Source organism: Desulfitobacterium chlororespirans DSM 11544 (assembly GCF_900143285.1).
GTDB lineage: Bacteria > Bacillota > Desulfitobacteriia > Desulfitobacteriales > Desulfitobacteriaceae > Desulfitobacterium > Desulfitobacterium chlororespirans.
Map to the genome: position 1 here is coordinate 268,942 of NZ_FRDN01000006.1, position 18,949 is coordinate 287,890.

The following is an 18,949-nucleotide window of genomic DNA, read 5'->3' on the forward strand; positions in this document are numbered from 1 at the left end:
ATTGAAATCATAACTATATCAAGCACAGACTTGGAACAAACCTGCTTTGCTCACTCCAAAACCAATAGGAATTCCAACAGGAATTATTGAGGCAATACTGTCCAGGTACATGGCAAAACGGGAAGATCTTATGAAAAATCTTCCCGTCCTCAAAATCTGCAGCTTATTTTTACCGTCGATAATCAGTCCACCAGCCATTTACGCAGCTGGCACCGGGCTTCGTAGTAAGGTGTGCTTTCGCCGAAATCCGAAGGTTTCCCCGCCAGCAGCTGATTCACTCCCCATCCATCCTCGGTGCCTCCCTCGGGCAGAACCACTGTTTGCGGGTGAATGTCCTCGGAGACAGATACCCAGGCCAAAAGTTGGCCATGCTCCGTCTCTACCAAGGCCCGATCCCCGGTGGAGAGGTAATACTTCTCAGCCAGTTGGGGATGAATATAAAGGTGAAAGCCTTCTGTTTCCTGGAACTGGGAATGAAGGGCATGATGGGGATGAGGGGTGATGAGATACCAGGGATACTCCCCTTGACTTGGGGGTCTGGTAAATTCCAGATTCGTTTTCAGATCATCCCGGGAACTTTCGAGAAGGGGATCAGCTACGGCATCCCCGTATTCAGCCAGAGCTATCTCTGAAGCCAGTTCAATCTTACCGCTGGGTGTCTTAAACTGCCCATCCTGCCAGGCCACTTCAGGGATATAAGGGGTCCGCAGAGGGCCTTTCCTTAAACTCTCCAGAGTTATCCCATACTCGGCCAAGGGTGCCAGGACGTATTCCAGCCACTGCTCCGGAGTATAAGGAAAGGCATCTCCCAAACCCAGACGTTGGGCCAGTTCTGTAAAAATCACCACCTCAGACCTCGCTTCATACCGGGGCTCCACGATCCTCTGAGTAAGCTGGAGAATGGGACTCCAGGAGGTGGCGATCAGGTCCTCATCTTCAAAAGCCGTGGTAACAGGCAGAACCAGATCGGAATGGCGGGCCGTCTCCGTCAGGGTGATATCAAAGGTCACCTTAAAGGGTATTTTCCGCCAGACCTCCCGCCAAAGCAGGGAATTAGGCTGTTGGACCAGAGGGTTGGAGCGGGTCACTACAGCCAAGCGAACCGGGGGATCAGCCTTGCCGATCTCTTCGGCTAAAAACGGATGGGGAAAGGTCCGGGACTGATAACACTGGGAATCCATAGTGACTTTGTTGAGATGACGGCCATGGTATTGATAGCCGTAGTGGATGCCTGCTCCGGTCTGGCCCAGGTTGCCGGTCAAAGCTAAAAGAGCATCAATAGCGCGGAGGGTATTACCGCCGCCGCTATACCGTTGCAAGCCGTATCCGGCCAGGATCGTGACCGGCCGGGTGCGGCTTATGGTCTGGGCTAATTCCTCTTGTTTTTCTACCGATACCCCGGTCAACAGGGCTACCCTTTCCGGGTTGTATTCCTTCGCCCTGCGGGCAAAGGCTTCCAGCCCATGGACGGACCTGCGTACAAAATCCCAATCCAGCCAGCCTTCCCGTAAAATAATATGGGCGATTCCCATGGCCAGGACGCCATCACTGCCGGGATGAACCTGAACATAATCCTGAGCAAAATCAGCACTTTTCACCCGCACCGGATTAATCGCAATGATCTTGGCTCCGGCCTTCTTAGCCTCCAGCAAAAGGGGCACTATATGCAGATTAGTAACGGCCGGATCCCTTCCCCACAGGATAATAACCTTCGCCTGACTGACCTGAGTCCAATCCCCGGCCAGAACTCCCCCGAAATCAATCTCCTGAGCCCGGTAGCCTGCTCCCCAGCACATACTTCCTCTGGGCTCCGTGACCCCGCCTAAGGCCTGGAAAAAGCGCCGGTCCAGCTCTCTTAACTTCCCATTGTGACCATAATCATAATGGTGGAGAATCCCCCAGGAACCCACCTCTTCAAGGGTCTCTTTGATTTTATCTGTTAAAAGGGTATAGGCTTCAGCCCAGGAAATACGCCGAAACCCTCCCTGGTCCTTGAGAAGGGGAAAACGCAGTCTTTCGGCTGAGAAGACTCGTTGCGCCTGAGCCTGAGCTTTTGAACATACTATTCCCTTGGTTAGCGGATGCTCCTTATCCCCACGAACCTGCAGTCCTTTATCCTCACTGTACTCCACAACAAAGCCGCAGCTGTCTGGACAATTCAACGGACAAGCCGAGCGCAGAACGGTCATTTTTATCCCCTCCCTAGACCATAATAGAATCTTATGTCTCTTTGATCTTCATATAGAGGGCTACTTCAAGACGTTTCTTCTGAAACTCACACCCTAAAGCATAGACCTCGTTAAGTTGGCCGCTAAAAGCATAATTGGCCGAGTGGCAGCCACCGCTGCAGGAAAAACGCGCCCAGCATTGGCGGCAGGCTGGTTTGCTATAGACATGGGCGGAACGAAACTTTTCGATGATCTCCGGATTAAGAGGAACACCCTCTTGTCCAAGGGAGCCCATTTTGAATTCCTCCTGGCCGACAAACTGATGACAGGGATAGAGATCTCCCTCCGGTGAAATCGCCACATATTCATGGCCGGCTCCGCAGCCGGAGAGACGCTTGGGCAGGCATGGACCTTGGTCCAGAGCTATATTAAAATGAAAAAAGCTAAAATCTTCGCCTTGGCCACGGCGAGCCAGCAATTCTTCCCCTAATCGGTCATAGGTCTTTAAAATCTCGGCAAGATCCCCTTCCTGGAAAGCATAGGGATCGCTGGGTTGGGCTACCACAGGTTCCAGGGATATTTGTTTCATCCCCAAATCCAGCAGGTGGGTGACATCTTGATCAAAGTCCAGGTTGTAATGGGTATAGGTTCCCCGGGCATAATAGTAAGTACCTACGGCATAGGGAGAGCTCTCGGGACGTTTCGCGGCAAACTGCTGCAGGCGCGGAGCTACTTGGGCATAGCTTCCCTGTCCATTGGCATAGGGACGCATCCGATCATGGACCTCCGGACGCCCGTCAATACTGAGGACGACACTGATATCTTCCTGCTCCAGGAAGTTTTGTATTTCTTCGCTCAGCAGCACTGCATTGGTGGTTATGGTAAACTTAATGGTTTTGCCTTTAGCCTGGGCTGCCTCTTTCCCGTAGCGAACAACCTCTTTGACCATTTGATAGTTCAGAAGGGGCTCACCGCCGAAAAAGTCCACTTCACAATGCTTGCGATGAGCCGAAGCCTCCAGAACAAAGTCAATGGCCTGTTTGCCGGTTGCCACGTCCATAAGACCCCGCTGTCCCCCAAAGGCCCCGGTTCCTGCAAAGCAGTAATTGCAGCGCAGGTTGCAATCGTGGGCGACATGAAGACAGATGGCTTTGACAATAGGCTTGGCCGGATAGGCAGGGCCTTTCTCTTCGGCTTCCTTAGAGAAGAGGACACCCTCCTGCTGCAGCTCTTCCATCTCCGCAAAGATTTCCTCGGCTACCTCCTGAGGGAGAGGCATACCCTCTGCCTGTAACAGCGCTGTGACCGTTTCTTTAGCCAAAGGCTTGTGCTCCTCCTGTAGTCTTTCCAGAACTTTCAGGATTGAAAAGGTCGTGTCATCTAAAATATGCAGGGAGCCGGAATTGACATCGTAAGCAATCTTCAGATCTCCCTGTTGGTAGCTATGAACATTTTTTTTAAGATCATATCCTTCAAGGAACATGGGCGGTTTTCCCTTCTTTCTTAAACAGTTAAACATAGAAACAGAACCCGCCTGAATCAGGTGGGTTCTCGCGACCTATGTTTAATCTTTTCACTTCGTCACACTATGTTCTGCTCGGGGCACTACTGACGAATACTACTTAACACAGACTTGATTGCCTACGGTGCAGGATGTTTTGCAGGCCGATTGGCAGGAAGTCTGACACTCTCCGCAGCCACCTGTTTTTAAAGTTGCACTTAAATTGGCTTTAACAACTGTTTGAATATGCTTTGCCATCTTTATAGCCTCCTCTCGAACACATAAGAATTCGTCACTCATTATATCATGAGGACAAGTTAGTGTGCAAAATATAATTTACTTGGTTGCTGTTCCTTGTTTAGGCTGACTGAATAAATAAAGAACGTCACCTTTTTCCGAGTATCCGGTAATATCGGCGTCAACCGAGGGAACCTGAGCCTTGCTGATCATAGCATACCAAAGGGAATACTCCCTGGACTGCACAATCGTTGCTTTAACGGCTTCCCCCCAGGTCGTCTTTACTTCAATGGAGCTGATTTTAGGTTCTTCCACAAATCCATAATAAAGATAGAACTTGGTGGACTTGTCCCCTAAATCCGAATAACGCCACGACAATCCTTTAGGATAGGTTACCAAAGAGCCGCCTTCGGTTCCCAGCCACTTCCAACCAAAGGCATCCTTCTGAAACAAGCCTGCCCCCAGTTCATCATTATTGATATAAAAGACAATCGTCGCCTCATTTTGAACCTGTTGGGTATGGATTACCTCCCAATCGCCTGGAACCACCTTTTTGGCCTCCTGAACAGCCTCTTCAAGGGAGCCGCAACCACTGATTGAGAAAATCAGCAGAAGTGCAACAGTCACCAGCACTTTGTTCAATTTCACAGGGCTTCCTCCAGTTACATATAATCTGGGGTTTAAACATAATGTGACAAGGATTCAGTTTATAGTGTAGCTTATTTTATGTCTATTGACAATAGAATGATTGTTTGGCATAAGTCGGTTAAGGCACGAACAGCAGCCAATACAAAAGCCACACTGCTTGGTATACAGCATGGCTTAAAAACAATTTCCTTAAAATCAAATGGTGCCTCAGGGCGGAATCGAACCGCCGACACGAGGATTTTCAGTCCTCTGCTCTACCGACTGAGCTACCGAGGCATACATGGTGACCCATACGGGATTCGAACCCGTGTTACCGCCGTGAAAGGGCGGTGTCTTAGGCCGCTTGACCAATGGGCCACTGATGGGTGAGCCGTCTCACTCACGCTTTTGTAGTATACACAAAAGATGCCTATAAGTAAAGGCCTTTGGTTAGATTTTTTTCTAACATTTTTTTGCTGAAAGGGAAAGCTGCTCAGCCTCCCAGATAGGCCTTGCGGATCTCATCGCTCTCGGCCAGTTCCCGGCCGGTGCCGGAAATGGAGATGGAGCCGGTCTCCAGAACATAGGCTCTATCAGCAATAGACAGGGCCATCTGGGCATTCTGCTCCACAAGAAGCACAGTGGTTCCGGCCTTGTTCATCTCCTGGATAATGGTGAAGATCTGCTCCACCAGTATCGGCGCAAGGCCCATGGAGGGCTCATCCAGCATCAGAAGTTTGGGCTTGCTCATCAGCGCCCTGCCAATAGCCAGCATCTGCTGCTCCCCTCCGGAAAGCGTGCCCGCAACCTGTTTGCGGCGTTCCAAAAGCCGTGGAAACAGAACGTAGACCTTTTCCAATTCGGCCTCGATATCGCCGGAAGGGCGGGTGTAGGCGCCCATTTCCAGATTTTCCTGGACAGTCATTTGCAGAAAAATCCGCCGGCCTTCAGGGACATGAGCCAAACCGCGTTCCACAATCTTGTGGGGTACCGTGGAAGTGATGTCTTTTCCCAAGAAGTTTATGCCGCCGGTCTTGGTGCGCAGCAAGCCGGAAATAGTCTTGAGGACGGTGCTCTTGCCGGCTCCATTGGCCCCGATCAGAGTCACGATCTCACCTTCGTTGACCTCCAGGGAGATACCCTTGATGGCGTGTATAGCACCGTAAAAGACGTTTATATTATCGACTTTCAACATAATGGTCAGCCCTCCCTCTTCTTGCCTAAATAAGCTTCGATGACCTGAGGGTTGTTCCTGATCTCGCTGGGGTTGCCGTTGGCGATTACTTTACCGAAATTAAGCACACTTATTTTCTCGCAGATGCCCATGACCAGATTCATGTCGTGCTCAATGAGCATAATTGCGATCTGGAAGGTATCACGAATCTTCACGATATTATCCATTAATTCGGCTGTCTCGGAAGGGTTCATCCCGGCGGCAGGCTCATCCAGGAGCAGCAGCAGGGGTTTCGTGGCTAAGGCACGGACTATCTCCAGTCTGCGTTGAGCGCCGTAGGGCAGGGATCCCGCCTGTTTCCCCGCCAGGCTCTCCATATCGAAGATGGACAAAAGCTCCATGGCCTTCTCATGGGCCTGCTTCTCACCTTTCCAGTAAGCAGGGAGACGAAGGATACCATTCCACATACCATAGTTGATATGATTATGCATACCAAGCTTTACATTGTCTTCAACCGATAGATTGGAGAAAAGGCGTATATTTTGAAAGGTCCGAGCGATACCGGCTTTATTGATTTGCACTGTGTTCATATTCTGCGTGTCACGTCCATCCAACAGGATGGTGCCATGGGTAGGCTGATATACTTTCGTGAGCAGATTGAACACAGTAGTCTTTCCTGCACCGTTGGGACCAATGAGTCCGGCTATCTCCGTACGGCCGATAGCCATGTTGAAACCATTGACAGCCATAAGTCCGCCAAAGTTTATACCCAGGTCCCGGGCTTCCAGCACCGGCAGCATGTTCACATCACCCTGAGGAACACTGTTAGCTTCATCCATTTTCCGTGCCCCCCTTTTCTTTTCTGAACTTTGCAGGAAGCAGCCTTTCCTTTAAAGCTCGCAAATGGCTCTTAAAGGCATCATTGTTGGTGGCCAGCATGATCAGGATGAGAACGATTGCATATAAAAGCATGCGGTAGCTGTTAAACTGACGCAGCAGCTCAGGGAGTATGGTAAGTAGGGTGGCGGCAATAATCGAGCCCCGAATATTACCCAGACCTCCCAGGACCACAAAAACAAGAATCAGGATCGAGGTATTGAAACCGAACTTAGAGGCAATGATGGTGGAATAATTCATGGCAAACAAAGTCCCTGCGGCACCGGCCAGGGCGGCGGAGGTGACAAAAGCCATCAGTTTATACTTAGTGATATGAATACCCACACTCTCCGCTGCAATGCGGTTGTCGCGCAGCGCCATAATGGCCCGTCCCGAGCGGCTGTCAATCAGATTCAGTACGATAAACAGGGTAATCAATATGAGGACAAAACCGATGGTAAAAGTGGACAGCTTAGGTATGCCTGTGATGCCCAGGGGTCCGTCGATAATGACTCTGCCGCCGTCACCAAGGTTCAGGGCATTGGAGTCGCTAAGAAAGCTAACATGCAGCCCCGCTTTATCCAACCCTACATAAAGGATGTTGATAATGTTTTTGATAATTTCTCCAAAAGCCAGAGTGACGATGGCCAAATAGTCGCCTTTAAGACGCAGGACAGGTATCCCGATCAGGAAACCGGCTACTCCTGCGAAAAGAGCACCGACGATAAGAGACACGATCAAGCGCAGGATCGTGATGGGTATGATCTGCTCCAGGCTTATGCAAGCCACGACACCCGCAAAGGCACCGATACTCATAAAACCCGCGTGGCCTAAAGACAGCTCGCCCAGTATGCCTACGGTCAGGTTCAGTGAAATAGCCAAGATCACATAAGCGCAGATGGGAACCAGCTGCCCTTGCAGGGAGGAGCTGATATTGCCGCCGCTTATAAGCAATTGGACAATAATATACGCCACTATAACCAAAGCGTAAGTAGTGAGGTTTTTACGTGTAGTTTTTTTCAATACGATCATAGCATCCACCTCATACTTTCTCGTTGATCTTTTTGCCCAGAAGACCGGTGGGCTTGACCAACAAAGTAAGAATAAGGACGGAGAACACGATGGCATCGGAAAGCTGGGTGGAGATATAACCCTTGCCGAATATCTCGATGACACCCAGCAGTATACCGCCAATCATAGCGCCGGGTATGGAGCCGATTCCGCCAAGTACGGCAGCAGTGAAAGCCTTGATGCCGGGCATGGAGCCCGTGGTGGGCATCAAGGTGGGATAAGCAGAGCAAAGGAGAACGCCGGCAATTGCCGCCAGGGCAGAGCCGATGGCAAAGGTAACGGAGATGGTGAAGTTAACGTTGATGCCCATCAGCTGAGCCGCCCCCTTGTCCTCTGAGCAGGCGCGCATCGCCTTACCCATCTTGGTCTTTCCGGTGAACCAGGTCAGCGCGGCCATAATGATAAGACAGGCAACTATCGTGACGATAGCGATAACGGAGATGGTCAACTGACCGTCGAAAAGCTTCAGCGAGCCATTTCCTACTACGGAAGTGAACACCTTGGGATTAGAAGACCAGAGCAGCAAAGCAGCATTCTGCAGAAAATAGCTCACACCTATAGCAGTGATAAGCACGGCCAAGGAGGTAGCTGTTCTAAGCGGCTTGTAGGCCAGACGCTCGATGACCACCCCCAGGATAGTACATACCACCATGGCCAGAAGCACACCGAAGACCGGGTGCAGATTCCCCCGTGTGGTAGCGAAGAAGCAAACATAGGCACCGACCATGATCACATCGCCATGGGCAAAGTTCAGCATTTTGGCAATGCCGTAGACCATTGTATAGCCCAGAGCTATGATGGCATAGACGCTGCCAAGACTGAGTCCGCTGATCAGAAAGGAGAGAAAGGTCATAACTCACACACCTTCATTTAGTTTGAGCATATTCTTTAAGCATATTCGTAGTTTGGGCAGATTCGGAAAAGGCCACATAACGGATAAAGGGCTGCCGAGTATGTACTCGGCAGTCCTCTCGACAAACCATTTGAAAGGGCAGCAGTTTTAGTCCATACCGACGTAGGTACCCTTTTCTATGACCATTCCTTTAGGTTTCTTAGAAACTTCACCAGTCTTGGCCCAGGTCATTTTCTCACCGGTAAGTCCGTCAACAGAAATAGTGGGGAATACTTGGACCAGTTTCTCACAGATATCGGCGGCCTTCATGTCAGAGGTAATGCCGGCAGCCTCAATGGCTTTCTTGTAGGCATACACGACATCATAACCGTCGGCAGCGAACTGGTTGGGAGTTTCTTTAAATAACTCTTGGTACTTTTTGACAAATTTGACGGTACGCTCATCGGTAGCGTCGGCACTGAAGGGGGTCAGCAGCATAACGCCTTCAGCCAGGGATTTATCAAAGTTTTCCAGGGTCAGGATGCCGTCCATGCCGTCCACACCGAAGTACTTGGGGGAGTAGTCCATAGACTTAGCCTGCTGGAATATCAGAGAGGCCGGAGTATAATACATAGGCAGGAAGATTAAATCGGCGCCATTTTTCTTGGCATCGGCCAGCTGAACGGAAAAGTCGGTCTGGCTGTCCTCAGTGAAGGTGGTTGTGGAGACGATTTCCAGGTTCAGTTCTTTGGCTTTGCTAACGAAAGTATTATAGATTCCCTTGGAATATACATCGTCATTCTTGTAGATAATCGCAATTTTTGTGCCAAGCTTTTTGTCAGCGATATACTGAGCGGAAGCTGAACCCTGGTTGGGGTCGGAGAAGCACATCTGATAGACATTATCCTTGCCCTCAATGACAGCGGGAGCGGATGCGGAGGGAGTCAGGGCAAATATACGATCGTTAAACATCTCAGCACTGGTGGCCACACCGGGAGTGCTGGTCACGGAGCCGAGGGACATCTGCACGCCCCAGTCTTTCAGCTTATTGTAAGCATTAACGGCCTTCTCGGCATCATGCTCATCGTCTTCATATTTGAGTTCGAACTGGATGCCACCCAGGGCATTAATCTCGTCAACAGCTATCTGCGCGCCATTCTTGGCCGCGTTGCCGTAAATGGCTGCTCCACCAGTCAGAGGACCGGTACCGCCAATCTTAAAGGCGGTTGCAGCCGGTTCTTTGCCGCCTGCGTTGGGCTCTCTGGCTGGAGCTTTATCCGTTCCTCCGCAACCGGACAGAAGACCAAGGGTCAGGGCGAGAGAGAATACGATACCGAACATTCTTTTCATTATACCTTCTCCTTATAACAGATTTTATGATTATTCAAGTTTGCTAATATACCCATTCTGTCCCTCGAATAATCAGAAAGATAGGATAATTTTAGCCTCCAAGGGGCCTGCCTGTCAAGGTAAATATTATGCAACAGATAAATATTATTATGCAATAGGATATAACAGATGAATATTTAAGAAAAACCGAGGCAAAACCTCGGTCCTTTTATTTCATCTAATGTAAATGTTTGTTCCCATTACTCTATCTTACCAACATGCGCAAGTAAAGGGGGCGCCCCTGAAAAACTTGTACTCTCTAACTATATTAAAGAAAACCCGGCTCCGCCGAGCTTTATGTTTTCACGTCCCATAAAAGGCGAAGTCGCTGGTTGCACTTATGCTTAGAAAGTATACAGCGCAAGTTTATACTTTCGGACAGTGTAAAAAAGCTTGCATTCCATAGAACACAAGCGTTTTTAGTAGATAATGGTGAGCCATCCGCGACTCGAACGCGGGACACCCTGATTAAAAGTCAGGTGCTCTACCGACTGAGCTAATGGCTCAAAACTCACTCACGAATACGAATTCTACAGCAATTTTAACGGCTTGTCAATATTTTTACTAAAAAATATCTTTCTCAAATAAACCATGCAAAATTATAGAGCAAGAAGTTAAATGTACAAGCCAGCACCATATAAACTACAGGCTCAGAAGTTGAGAGCGCTTTTGTTCTGGCCAGCTGATTTTTATTAAAGAAATATTCCCCGATTACTCTCCAAACTATATAGCCTAATATTGCTCCGACGGTATTCATCATCAAGTCGTCAATATCTACTAAGCGGTTTGTGAAAAGTTGAGAAAACTCAATAAAGACAGAGAATAAAAACCCTGTTAAAGCTACCTTGAAAATATTTCTAAAATTCTTCCATAGATACGGGAGTAAAAAGCCCAGAGGCATGACCATGAGTATATTCATACAATAGGTAAATAATCCCTCTGACTGAAAGGGGATCAGACTAATATTGGCTTGGCTTAAAGAAGCACTCCATCCGCCCTTTGCAAACATATCCCAGATTGAACCTATACCGGCTATAGAAAAAACCATCCACAAATAAATCATCATTATATATGTCCATAAATAATGTGAAATGGTGGATTTGTTTTCGCCTAACATCATCATCATAATTTGATAAATAACAACAGGCATAACAACCAAGAATATTGAGTAAAACAACATTAAAACCATATTCATAGATTTTTTTCCTCCATCCTCAAATTATAGGGTAGAATACTTAAGAATTATAAAAAGGTTTCTGAAGAATTTCTTAAACCCGACTGTTTTTGCCTTTTCTGGGTACAGAAATAGCCGTCCATTTCTGAACGGCTGAAAATCTATGTGCCTTTTTCATTTTTCATTGTTGCACTACTGATATGCTTAGAAAATTTCGCCGCGGACAATGGTCTGTTCTCTGCCGGGTCCGACGGCAATGAGAGTAACCTGGGTTTCCGTAAGCTGCTCAATCCGTCTGACATAGTCCTGAGCGGCTTTCGGCAGATCCTCAAAACGAGTCACTCCTGTGATATCCTCCTGCCAGCCCTCTATAACCTCATAGACGGGCTCACATACTTTAAATATCTTCTGACTTTGGGGAAATTCATAAATCACTTCGTTATTGACCCGATAACCCACACAAATTTTAATGGTTTCGAAACCGGATAAAACATCCAACTTCATCAAAGCAAAATCAGAGATGCCACTGACCCGCACAGCATAGCGGGCGATCACAGCATCAAACCAGCCGCAGCGGCGGGCCCGGCCGGTGGTGGTGCCGAATTCATGACCATTCTGACGCATAAGCTCCCCGGTTTCGTCCGCCAGCTCGGTGGGGAAGGGTCCTTCGCCAACGCGAGTGGTATAGGCTTTGATAACTCCCACCACCCGATTAATGCGGGTAGGGCCAACCCCGGCACCGATGCAGGCTCCGCCGGCAATGGGATGGGAGGAGGTGACATAGGGATAGGTTCCGTGATCCAGATCCAGCAGGGTGCCCTGAGCGCCTTCAAATAGAACCTTTTCCCCGGCTTTCAAGGACTCGTCAATGATTAAGGAGCTGTCCGCCACCAAGCTCCGAATCTTTTGGGCATAGCCGGAATACTCCTGATAGATGGTGTCGTAGTCCAAGGGCTCAACACCGTATACTTTGATCAGGAGGTTATTCTTCTCCTGCAGATTACGGCGGAGCTTGCCGGCAAATTCTTCATCATCAATCAAATCCATGATCCGGATGCCGATCCGCAAGGTTTTGTCCATATAGGCCGGGCCGATGCCCCGCTTCGTAGTCCCTATTTTATGCTCCCCGCGGGAATCTTCTTCCAAAGCGTCAAGTATGCGGTGATAAGGCATGATGACATGAGCGTTGGAGCTGATCAGGAGTTTGCCGGTTTTTACTTTCCGTTCGCTCAGATAAGCCAACTCTTCCAGCAGCACCTTAGGATCAACTACGACTCCGTTGCCGATGACGCAGGTCTTATCTTCATACAGAATTCCTGAAGGGATCAAATGAAGCTTAAACTCTTCTCCTTTGGCAACGACGGTATGTCCGGCGTTGTTCCCCCCTTGATAGCGGACCACTAAATCCGCCTTTTCGGCCAGGAAGTCCGTTACCTTTCCTTTTCCCTCATCGCCCCATTGAGTACCTATTAACACTACGGATGCCATACCTGATTCCCCCGTTCTTTCTTCTTGAGCCATTAATTGCCTAAGCCCAAGCGTTTAAAAATATCGTCAATATGCTTAAGATGGTAACTCCAATCAAACAAAGCGTTGACTTCCTCAGCCGTGAGCAGCTCCATAACCTGGGGATTTTCCTGAATCACTTCCCGGAAATCCCGGCCGTTGTCCCAAGCTGCAAAGGCCGCCTGCTGAACCCATTGATAAGCCTCTTCCCGCATACAGCCCTTATCGACTAACGCGAGCAGAACCCGTTGGGAGGAGGTTAAGCCATAGGTTTTGAGGAGATTCTCCATCATCTGATCGGAACGAATGCGTAACCCTTTAATAACCCGGGTCATTTGCCGCAGCATATGATCCAGCAAAATGCTGCTGTCAGGCAGAATGACTCTCTCAACGGAAGAATGAGTCATATCCCGCTCATGCCAGAGAGCTACATTTTCCATAGCAGCCAGAGCATTGCCCCGGAGCAGCCGGGACATCCCCGCAATCTGCTCACAGGCGATGGGATTTCTTTTATGAGGCATGGCCGAGGACCCCTTTTGTCCTTCGGCAAAGGGCTCCTCCACTTCCAGGATATCTGTGCGCTGAAGGTTGCGAATCTCTGTGGCCATTTTCTCAAGAGTGCTCCCGATCAAAGCCAAGGCTGTGACATAGTGGGCATGGCGATCCCGCTGAAGAATCTGATTGCTGACCAAAGCAGGCTTAAGCCCTAATTTGGCACAGACCGCTTCTTCAACTTCCGGTGATACATTGGCATAGGTCCCTACGGCACCGGAAATCTTGCCGGCCCCAATGGACTCGACGGCGGCTGCCAGGCGCTCGATCTGGCGGTCGATCTCAGCCATCCATAAAGCGAGTTTCAAGCCGAAAGTCAGGGGCTCGGCATGAATGCCATGGGTACGTCCCACCATCACGGTATCTTTGCTTTCCACGGCCCGCTGGGCTAAGGCTTCACGCAGTTCCCGCAGATCCTTAAGCAAAAGCTGCCCGGCATCTCTTAAAACCAAGCTGAGTCCCGTATCCTTAACATCTGAGGAGGTTAGCCCCAGATGCAGATATTTGCCCGCTTCGCCGATCTCTTCCACAACTCCCTGCAAAAAAGCGATGAGATCATGACGAACCACCTTTTCTATCTCAGCAATTCGCTCCGGATTGACTTTGGCTTTCCTGCGAATCTCGGACAGAGCCTGGAAGGGAATCTCACCCCGCTCAGCCATCACCTCAGCCACGGCCAGCTCGACTTCCAGCCATCGCTCATATTCATAGCCTTCCCGCCATAATTGCCCCATTTCAGGATGTGTATATCGATTAATCAACAAAAAAGTCCCCCTAAATCTTCCTATCTTTCGGATCCTTATCCGAACGATTCCTTAGTTGACTCCTTAAGCTGGACCTCACTGGAATAAGTCCTCAATATTCTGCCCTTAATAACATAAATCATTCCCAGACCTATTTTATCTTAGCAGTCCTCCCTATTTCTTGTCAATAAAAAATTCGAACGTTAAAGTTCTTTCATTCGTCAATGTTCGTATATATTTAACATTTCTACAGCACCTATTAATCTGAAAAGCCTAAAGACTTTAGTCCTTAGGCCGAAAGATGCTGGCGATCCAGGTTCACAAACTTTGTAAATTCTTTAAGATATCCTAATTCCACCGACCCCACCGGTCCGTTCCGGTGTTTGGCAATAATGATTTCAGCGATGCCCTTTTTATCCGATTCAGGGTTGTAATATTCATCCCGATAGATAAAGGAGATGACATCGGCATCCGCTTCGATGGCACCGGATTCCAATAAGTCGGACATAATCGGCCGTTTATCCTGACGCTGCTCCACACCCCGGTTAAGCTGAGAAAGGGCAATGACCGGAACATTCAACTCCCGGGCAATCCCTTTGAGCCCCCGGGAAATCTGGGCAACTTCCTGCTGGCGGCTTTCCGACCGTCTGCCTAAAGACATGAGCTGCAGGTAATCGATGACAATCAGGCCCAGACCGTGTTCCATCTTCAGGCGTCTGGCCTTGGAGCGCAACTCGGCAAGGGAAATCCCTACGGTATCATCAATAAAGACCTCAGCCTCAGAGAGAGGGCCTACCGCCCGTGTTAGCTTAGGCCAATCCGTGTCCAATAAATCTCCAGTCCGGACCCGCTGCTGATCCACCATGGCCTCTGAACAAAGCATACGCTGGACCAATTGCTCCTTGGACATCTCCAGACTGAAGAGAGCTACCGGAACTTTGGCCCTTACCGCGGCATTTTGGGCCATATTCAGTACCAAAGCCGTTTTACCCATGGAAGGACGGGCGGCGATCACAATCAGATCCGAGGGCTGCCAGCCCGATGTCATACGGTCCAGTTCCGTAAAAAAGGTCGGGACTCCCGTTAGACTGCCTTTATTGGCATAGAGGGTTTCAATTTTTTCAAAGGTATGGAGCAGGATATTGCGAATGGATTCGAAGCCGTCTTTCACCTGTCTCTGGGAAAGATCCATGATCATCTTTTCGGCTTCTTCCAGCAGGGATGTGGCGGCTTCTCCCGGCTCATAGCCTTTCTCGGCAATCTGTCCGCTGCTGCGGATAAGTTGGCGTAATAAGGATTTCTCCGCCACAATCCTGGCATAATACTCACAATTGACTGCGGAGGGGACAGAGCGGGCGATTTGGGAAATGGTGGCGATACCACCGATTTGTTCAAGGCGTCCGCTTTGGCGAAGACTTTCCGCTACGGTAACCAAGTCAATGGGATCTCCCTTTTCAAAGAGGTCCCGCAGAGCAAGAAAGATCTGGCGGTGATTATCCCGATAAAAATCCTCGGGTTGCACTACTTCAAAAACGGAGCTTCCCACTTCCGGATCAAGCATTAACGCGCCCAAAACCGATTGTTCCGCCTCTAAATTATGGGGAGGAACTTTGGTTAGTTCCATGTCCTTCTCCTCCTAAAAACCTAAAATAAGGCATGTTCAAGGGCTTCCCGGAAGGTTTCGATGGGGATCACCTGGATTCCCTGCAGGCCGGAGGGTACATCTGCTTGATTTTCTTTGGGGATGAGGACTGTTTTTACCCCGGCCTGTTTGGCTCCAAAGATCTTCTCGGCAATGCCCCCTACGGGCCGTACTCTTCCTTGAATGGATATTTCACCGGTGACGGCGATATCCTGCCGCAGCGGTATGTTTTTCAAAGCGCTGTAGATGGCCAGGGTGGTGGCGCATCCTGCGGAGGGCCCGTCGATATTCCCTCCTCCTACCACATTAACATGAACATCGTAATCCTTGAGGTCTTCGCCGGTGAGGGAACGAATAACGGCCGTGGCGTTGAAGACAGCGTCCCGGGCCATGCTGCCGGCGGTTTCATTGAAGCGGATGGCGCCTTTTCCTTCCCGGCCCGGAAAAACGATGGCCTCCAGTTCAATGACGGAACCAACAAAACCATGAACGCCGAGACCCAAAATCTTTCCTGTCTCGCCACAATCTTCCGCCTTATGGGAGATATAAGGGGTAAGCCGGGCTGAACGCAGCACTTCATAAACTTCCTCAGCCTTCACCAGAACTTCCTGTTCCGGGTGACGGTAACGGGACAGTCCATAAGCATCAGTAAGGATGGTATTGGCCTTCCTGCCTTCAAAGACGTACTCACTGATAACCTCCGGTACTCTGGCCTCCAGGTTTGCTCCCAACTTTTGCGCAGCCTGGAAAACGATATGCTGAATATCCCTGGGCTCTAAGGGATTAAAATAAATCTCCCCGCAGCGGGAACGCAAAGCAGGGTTGAGCTCCCTGGGATCCCGGGTGGTTGCCCCAATTAACACAAAGTCGGCAGGGGCACCCTCTTCAAAAAGCTTTTTGATATAAAGAGGCACCTGAGGATCGTTGGGGTCATAATAAGCTGATTCGAAAGAAACCCGTTTATCCTCCAGGACTTTAAGGAGCTTATTTAAGAGAACAGGGTCCATCTCTCCGATTTCATCGATAAATAAAATGCCTCCATGAGCATCACTGACTAAACCCAGTTTCGGCTCAGGAATCCCGGTCTCTGCCAGGTCCCGCTTTGCGCCCTGATAGATGGGATCATGAACGGAGCCCAATAAGGGATTGGTGACATCCCGGGGATCCCAGCGCAGGGTCGTACCATCCACCTCCACAAAGGGAGCACTCTCGGCAAAGGGAGAATTGACATTCTTTTTGACGGCCTCTAAGGCTACCCGGGCCGCCGACGTTTTGCCCACACCCGGAGGTCCATAGATAATGATGTGCTGAGGATAGGGCGTAGCCAGCTTAGCCAGGAGAAACTGCATGGGAACTTCCTGGCCGATGATTTCTTCGACAGCCTGAGGCCGCAGGACTTCCGCAACAGAACTGGCCAGTTTCACCAGATTCATCTTTTCTATATGGGCTAATTTCTTAAGGGTCTGGGCATTATCCGGTCCGGAATTTTCCTTCAGAAGCTGGCTTTTTATTTCTTTGACATAATCCTCATGCCGCTCCTGCATTTTATCTGCCACCGCTTTATCCAAGCGATCTTCAACAGCCCTGCGGGCGATCAGCTCAGCTAAGTGGTCCTCAATTTCCAGCAGAAGCTGCGGGATCTCCTCTTCACTGGGCAGGGGACGGTCTGTGGGATCGTCCAAAATGATCTTGAGCAGACCGGCTGTCCGCTCCCCGATGGTATCGGACTGAATAAGATGAATGGCTTCCAGGCGGGTGGCCTTTAAAACCAATTTATCGCTCCCGTAGAAATTAACGAGCAGAGTATAGAGGGCATCCACTTCATGATGCCATTGCTCATGACTGTTCCGGACATCCTCTTTCAGCTCCTCTACTTGGCTGCTTGGTTGGCTCATTTCCTCTGCCTCTTGAATTGGTTCGGTCTCGTTCTTTTTAAACCAATGATTTAATAACCCTTTCATTAGGGACCCCTTTCACAGTTGCCTGATCATGATGCTTTGACATGGACTTGAAATTGTGCCGTGACTTCCGGGTGCAGCTTGGCCTGCACATTAAAGGTTCCCAAGGCTTTGATGGGTTCTTTCAGCTCCAGCTTACGGCGATCCAGATTAATGCCATGGCTTGTTTTGAGCGCCTCGGCAATCTCTTTATTGGTAACTGAGCCAAAAAGCCTGCCGCCTTCCCCGCTCTTGGTGTGGATCTCTACGGAAAGGGAGCTGAGCTTGGCCGCCAGGGTTTGGGCCTCCTGCTTCTCTTGCTCTTTTTTCTTTTCTTCATTGGCTTTTTTGGAAGCCAGGTCATTGAGATTACCCGAAGTTGCTTCTACGGCTAAGCCTTTGGGGAAAAGGAAATTTCGTGCGTATCCATCGGAAACCTCACAAACTTGCCCTTTCTTTCCCAACGCTTTGACATCTGTTTTTAAAATAACTTTCATTGAAAACCCTCCATTCTGCTATCACGGCACCTTGATCACTGGGCTAATCCGAATCTTCTTTTTTGCGGATGGGCATATGGCGAAAATCCAGCACCAGATCCAATAAACCCATGATAATTAAGACTATAGCCGTCACTTGTATATAAAGAAAACTGGAGAAGAGCAGGACAAATCGGAAAAACCCTGATAGCCAAGGTTTTCTGAGCAAGGTAACAAAAAGAGCGCTTCCCAGGACAAAAGCAACGACTCCGTAAACCAGCATAAGATTGATGCCGATGCTCTTCATGGCCAGCCATTGGAATTGATCGCCCAGAAGGTAACTGACAATGGCAAAATTCATTCCCCATATAGCATACCAAGGCAGCCGCCATTCCGTAAAAGGACGATATTCCCGGCCGGGAATCGGCATCCAGCGCAGAAACGTATAATAGACGGCCCCCCACTTGGCAAGGGCTGTAATGGCTACCAGACCGGGAGTCAACATAATCAGGGTATTGACGATTTGTTCAAATAAGGACTGAAGCTCCAACTCAGATATGCCTTGAGTTTTTAAGCTTTCCAGCATGCCCGCCTGACGGTATTGCTCCATCATATTTTGCACAAAGCTCTGGATGCTTTCCTGGGGAATCCCTTGCATGAGCATGGCCAGGGTAGGCAATACTCCCAGGATCCCTGCCGCGACTAAACTCCAGAAAACAAGGGCCCGCTGGGGGACATTGGCCCCCATTCCCCATAGAGTGACTAAGGCTGCCCAGGGAACAAAGCTGAAGTAGTGGAGGGAAGAAACTCCATTGAAAAGCAAGGCCAGCCCATACCCTGAAATCAAAAAGACCAGCCCATAGCGTAATCTTTGTCTTCCGACACTTCGTCCAACCCATAACAAGGCGATAAGTAAGAGAATATCCAGCATCCATCCCCAAACTTGCATAGAGACTCCGAGCCAGGGCCCGATCACCAGGACAAGCACTGCTAAGGTATTGGTGGTTTTTTGGTCACTGACGTACATTCCGATGCTCCAATCTA

General features: G+C 49.5%; 16 protein-coding genes and 3 tRNA genes. All 19 read right to left on the minus strand.

The annotated features are described in order from the left end of the window. Nucleotides 1-182 precede the first annotated feature (182 nt). The 19 genes from BUA14_RS09540 to BUA14_RS09630 all read right to left on the minus strand — a co-directional run bounded on the left by BUA14_RS09540 (nucleotide 183) and on the right by BUA14_RS09630 (nucleotide 18,932). Complete coding sequence (locus BUA14_RS09540) at nucleotides 183-2,189, minus strand: molybdopterin-containing oxidoreductase family protein (RefSeq protein ID WP_072772402.1); 2,007 nt, start codon at nucleotides 2,187-2,189, stop codon at nucleotides 183-185. A 31-nt stretch (nucleotides 2,190-2,220) separates the two neighbouring features. Further along, complete coding sequence (gene scfB / locus BUA14_RS09545) at nucleotides 2,221-3,651, minus strand: thioether cross-link-forming SCIFF peptide maturase (protein WP_072772403.1); 1,431 nt, start codon at nucleotides 3,649-3,651, stop codon at nucleotides 2,221-2,223. Nucleotides 3,652-3,786: 135 nt separating this feature from the next. Further along, nucleotides 3,787-3,927, minus strand: coding sequence for a six-cysteine ranthipeptide SCIFF (scfA, locus tag BUA14_RS09550; protein WP_005815210.1), 141 nt, complete (start codon nucleotides 3,925-3,927; stop codon nucleotides 3,787-3,789). Nucleotides 3,928-4,005: 78 nt separating this feature from the next. After that, a complete protein-coding gene (locus tag BUA14_RS09555) occupies nucleotides 4,006-4,554 on the minus strand; it encodes a hypothetical protein (protein WP_072772404.1) in 549 nt (182 codons plus the stop codon). A 200-nt stretch (nucleotides 4,555-4,754) separates the two neighbouring features. After that, nucleotides 4,755-4,830 (minus strand) — tRNA-Phe (locus BUA14_RS09560). Nucleotides 4,831-4,835: 5 nt separating this feature from the next. Then, a tRNA-Glu gene (locus tag BUA14_RS09565) sits at nucleotides 4,836-4,911 on the minus strand. Between the two features lie 115 nt (nucleotides 4,912-5,026). Next, nucleotides 5,027-5,728, minus strand: a complete 702-nt coding sequence (locus BUA14_RS09570) for an ABC transporter ATP-binding protein (RefSeq protein ID WP_072772405.1) — start codon at nucleotides 5,726-5,728, stop codon at nucleotides 5,027-5,029. Between the two features lie 5 nt (nucleotides 5,729-5,733). Beyond that, entirely contained in the window at nucleotides 5,734-6,546 is an 813-nt protein-coding gene (locus BUA14_RS09575) for an ABC transporter ATP-binding protein (protein WP_072772406.1), read from the minus strand. Then, entirely contained in the window at nucleotides 6,539-7,615 is a 1,077-nt protein-coding gene (locus tag BUA14_RS09580; protein ID WP_072772407.1) for a branched-chain amino acid ABC transporter permease, read from the minus strand. Before BUA14_RS09580 ends, BUA14_RS09575 begins: the two co-directional genes overlap by 8 nt. Nucleotides 7,616-7,625: 10 nt before the next feature. Further along, nucleotides 7,626-8,507, minus strand: coding sequence for a branched-chain amino acid ABC transporter permease (locus BUA14_RS09585; protein WP_072772408.1), 882 nt, complete (start codon nucleotides 8,505-8,507; stop codon nucleotides 7,626-7,628). Nucleotides 8,508-8,654: 147 nt separating this feature from the next. After that, nucleotides 8,655-9,836, minus strand: coding sequence for an ABC transporter substrate-binding protein (locus tag BUA14_RS09590; RefSeq protein ID WP_072772409.1), 1,182 nt, complete (start codon nucleotides 9,834-9,836; stop codon nucleotides 8,655-8,657). A gap of 469 nt (nucleotides 9,837-10,305) precedes the next feature. Then, nucleotides 10,306-10,381: transfer RNA gene (locus tag BUA14_RS09595), tRNA-Lys, on the minus strand. Nucleotides 10,382-10,455: 74 nt separating this feature from the next. Beyond that, nucleotides 10,456-11,070: a VanZ family protein gene (locus BUA14_RS09600; protein ID WP_242954617.1), complete on the minus strand. Its 615-nt coding sequence runs from the start codon at nucleotides 11,068-11,070 to the stop codon at nucleotides 10,456-10,458. Between the two features lie 183 nt (nucleotides 11,071-11,253). Next, entirely contained in the window at nucleotides 11,254-12,537 is a 1,284-nt protein-coding gene (locus BUA14_RS09605) for an adenylosuccinate synthase (RefSeq protein ID WP_072772410.1), read from the minus strand. A gap of 32 nt (nucleotides 12,538-12,569) precedes the next feature. Beyond that, complete coding sequence (gene purB, locus BUA14_RS09610) at nucleotides 12,570-13,868, minus strand: adenylosuccinate lyase (protein WP_486598959.1); 1,299 nt, start codon at nucleotides 13,866-13,868, stop codon at nucleotides 12,570-12,572. Between the two features lie 271 nt (nucleotides 13,869-14,139). Next, the gene (dnaB, locus tag BUA14_RS09615; protein ID WP_018307496.1) at nucleotides 14,140-15,474 is read right to left on the minus strand and encodes a replicative DNA helicase; all 1,335 of its coding nucleotides are present in this window, start codon (nucleotides 15,472-15,474) and stop codon (nucleotides 14,140-14,142) included. A 20-nt stretch (nucleotides 15,475-15,494) separates the two neighbouring features. After that, a complete protein-coding gene (gene lonC, locus BUA14_RS09620) occupies nucleotides 15,495-17,453 on the minus strand; it encodes a Lon family ATP-dependent protease (RefSeq protein ID WP_072772412.1) in 1,959 nt (652 codons plus the stop codon). 26 nt (nucleotides 17,454-17,479) lie between these two features. Further along, nucleotides 17,480-17,926 (minus strand): 50S ribosomal protein L9, encoded by a 447-nt coding sequence (gene rplI / locus BUA14_RS09625; protein WP_072772413.1) that lies wholly within the window; start codon nucleotides 17,924-17,926, stop codon nucleotides 17,480-17,482. A gap of 43 nt (nucleotides 17,927-17,969) precedes the next feature. Beyond that, nucleotides 17,970-18,932 carry a DUF2232 domain-containing protein gene (locus tag BUA14_RS09630; RefSeq protein WP_072772414.1) on the minus strand — a complete coding sequence of 321 codons (963 nt, stop codon included), beginning with the start codon at nucleotides 18,930-18,932 and terminating at the stop codon, nucleotides 17,970-17,972. Nucleotides 18,933-18,949: the final 17 nt, after the last annotated feature.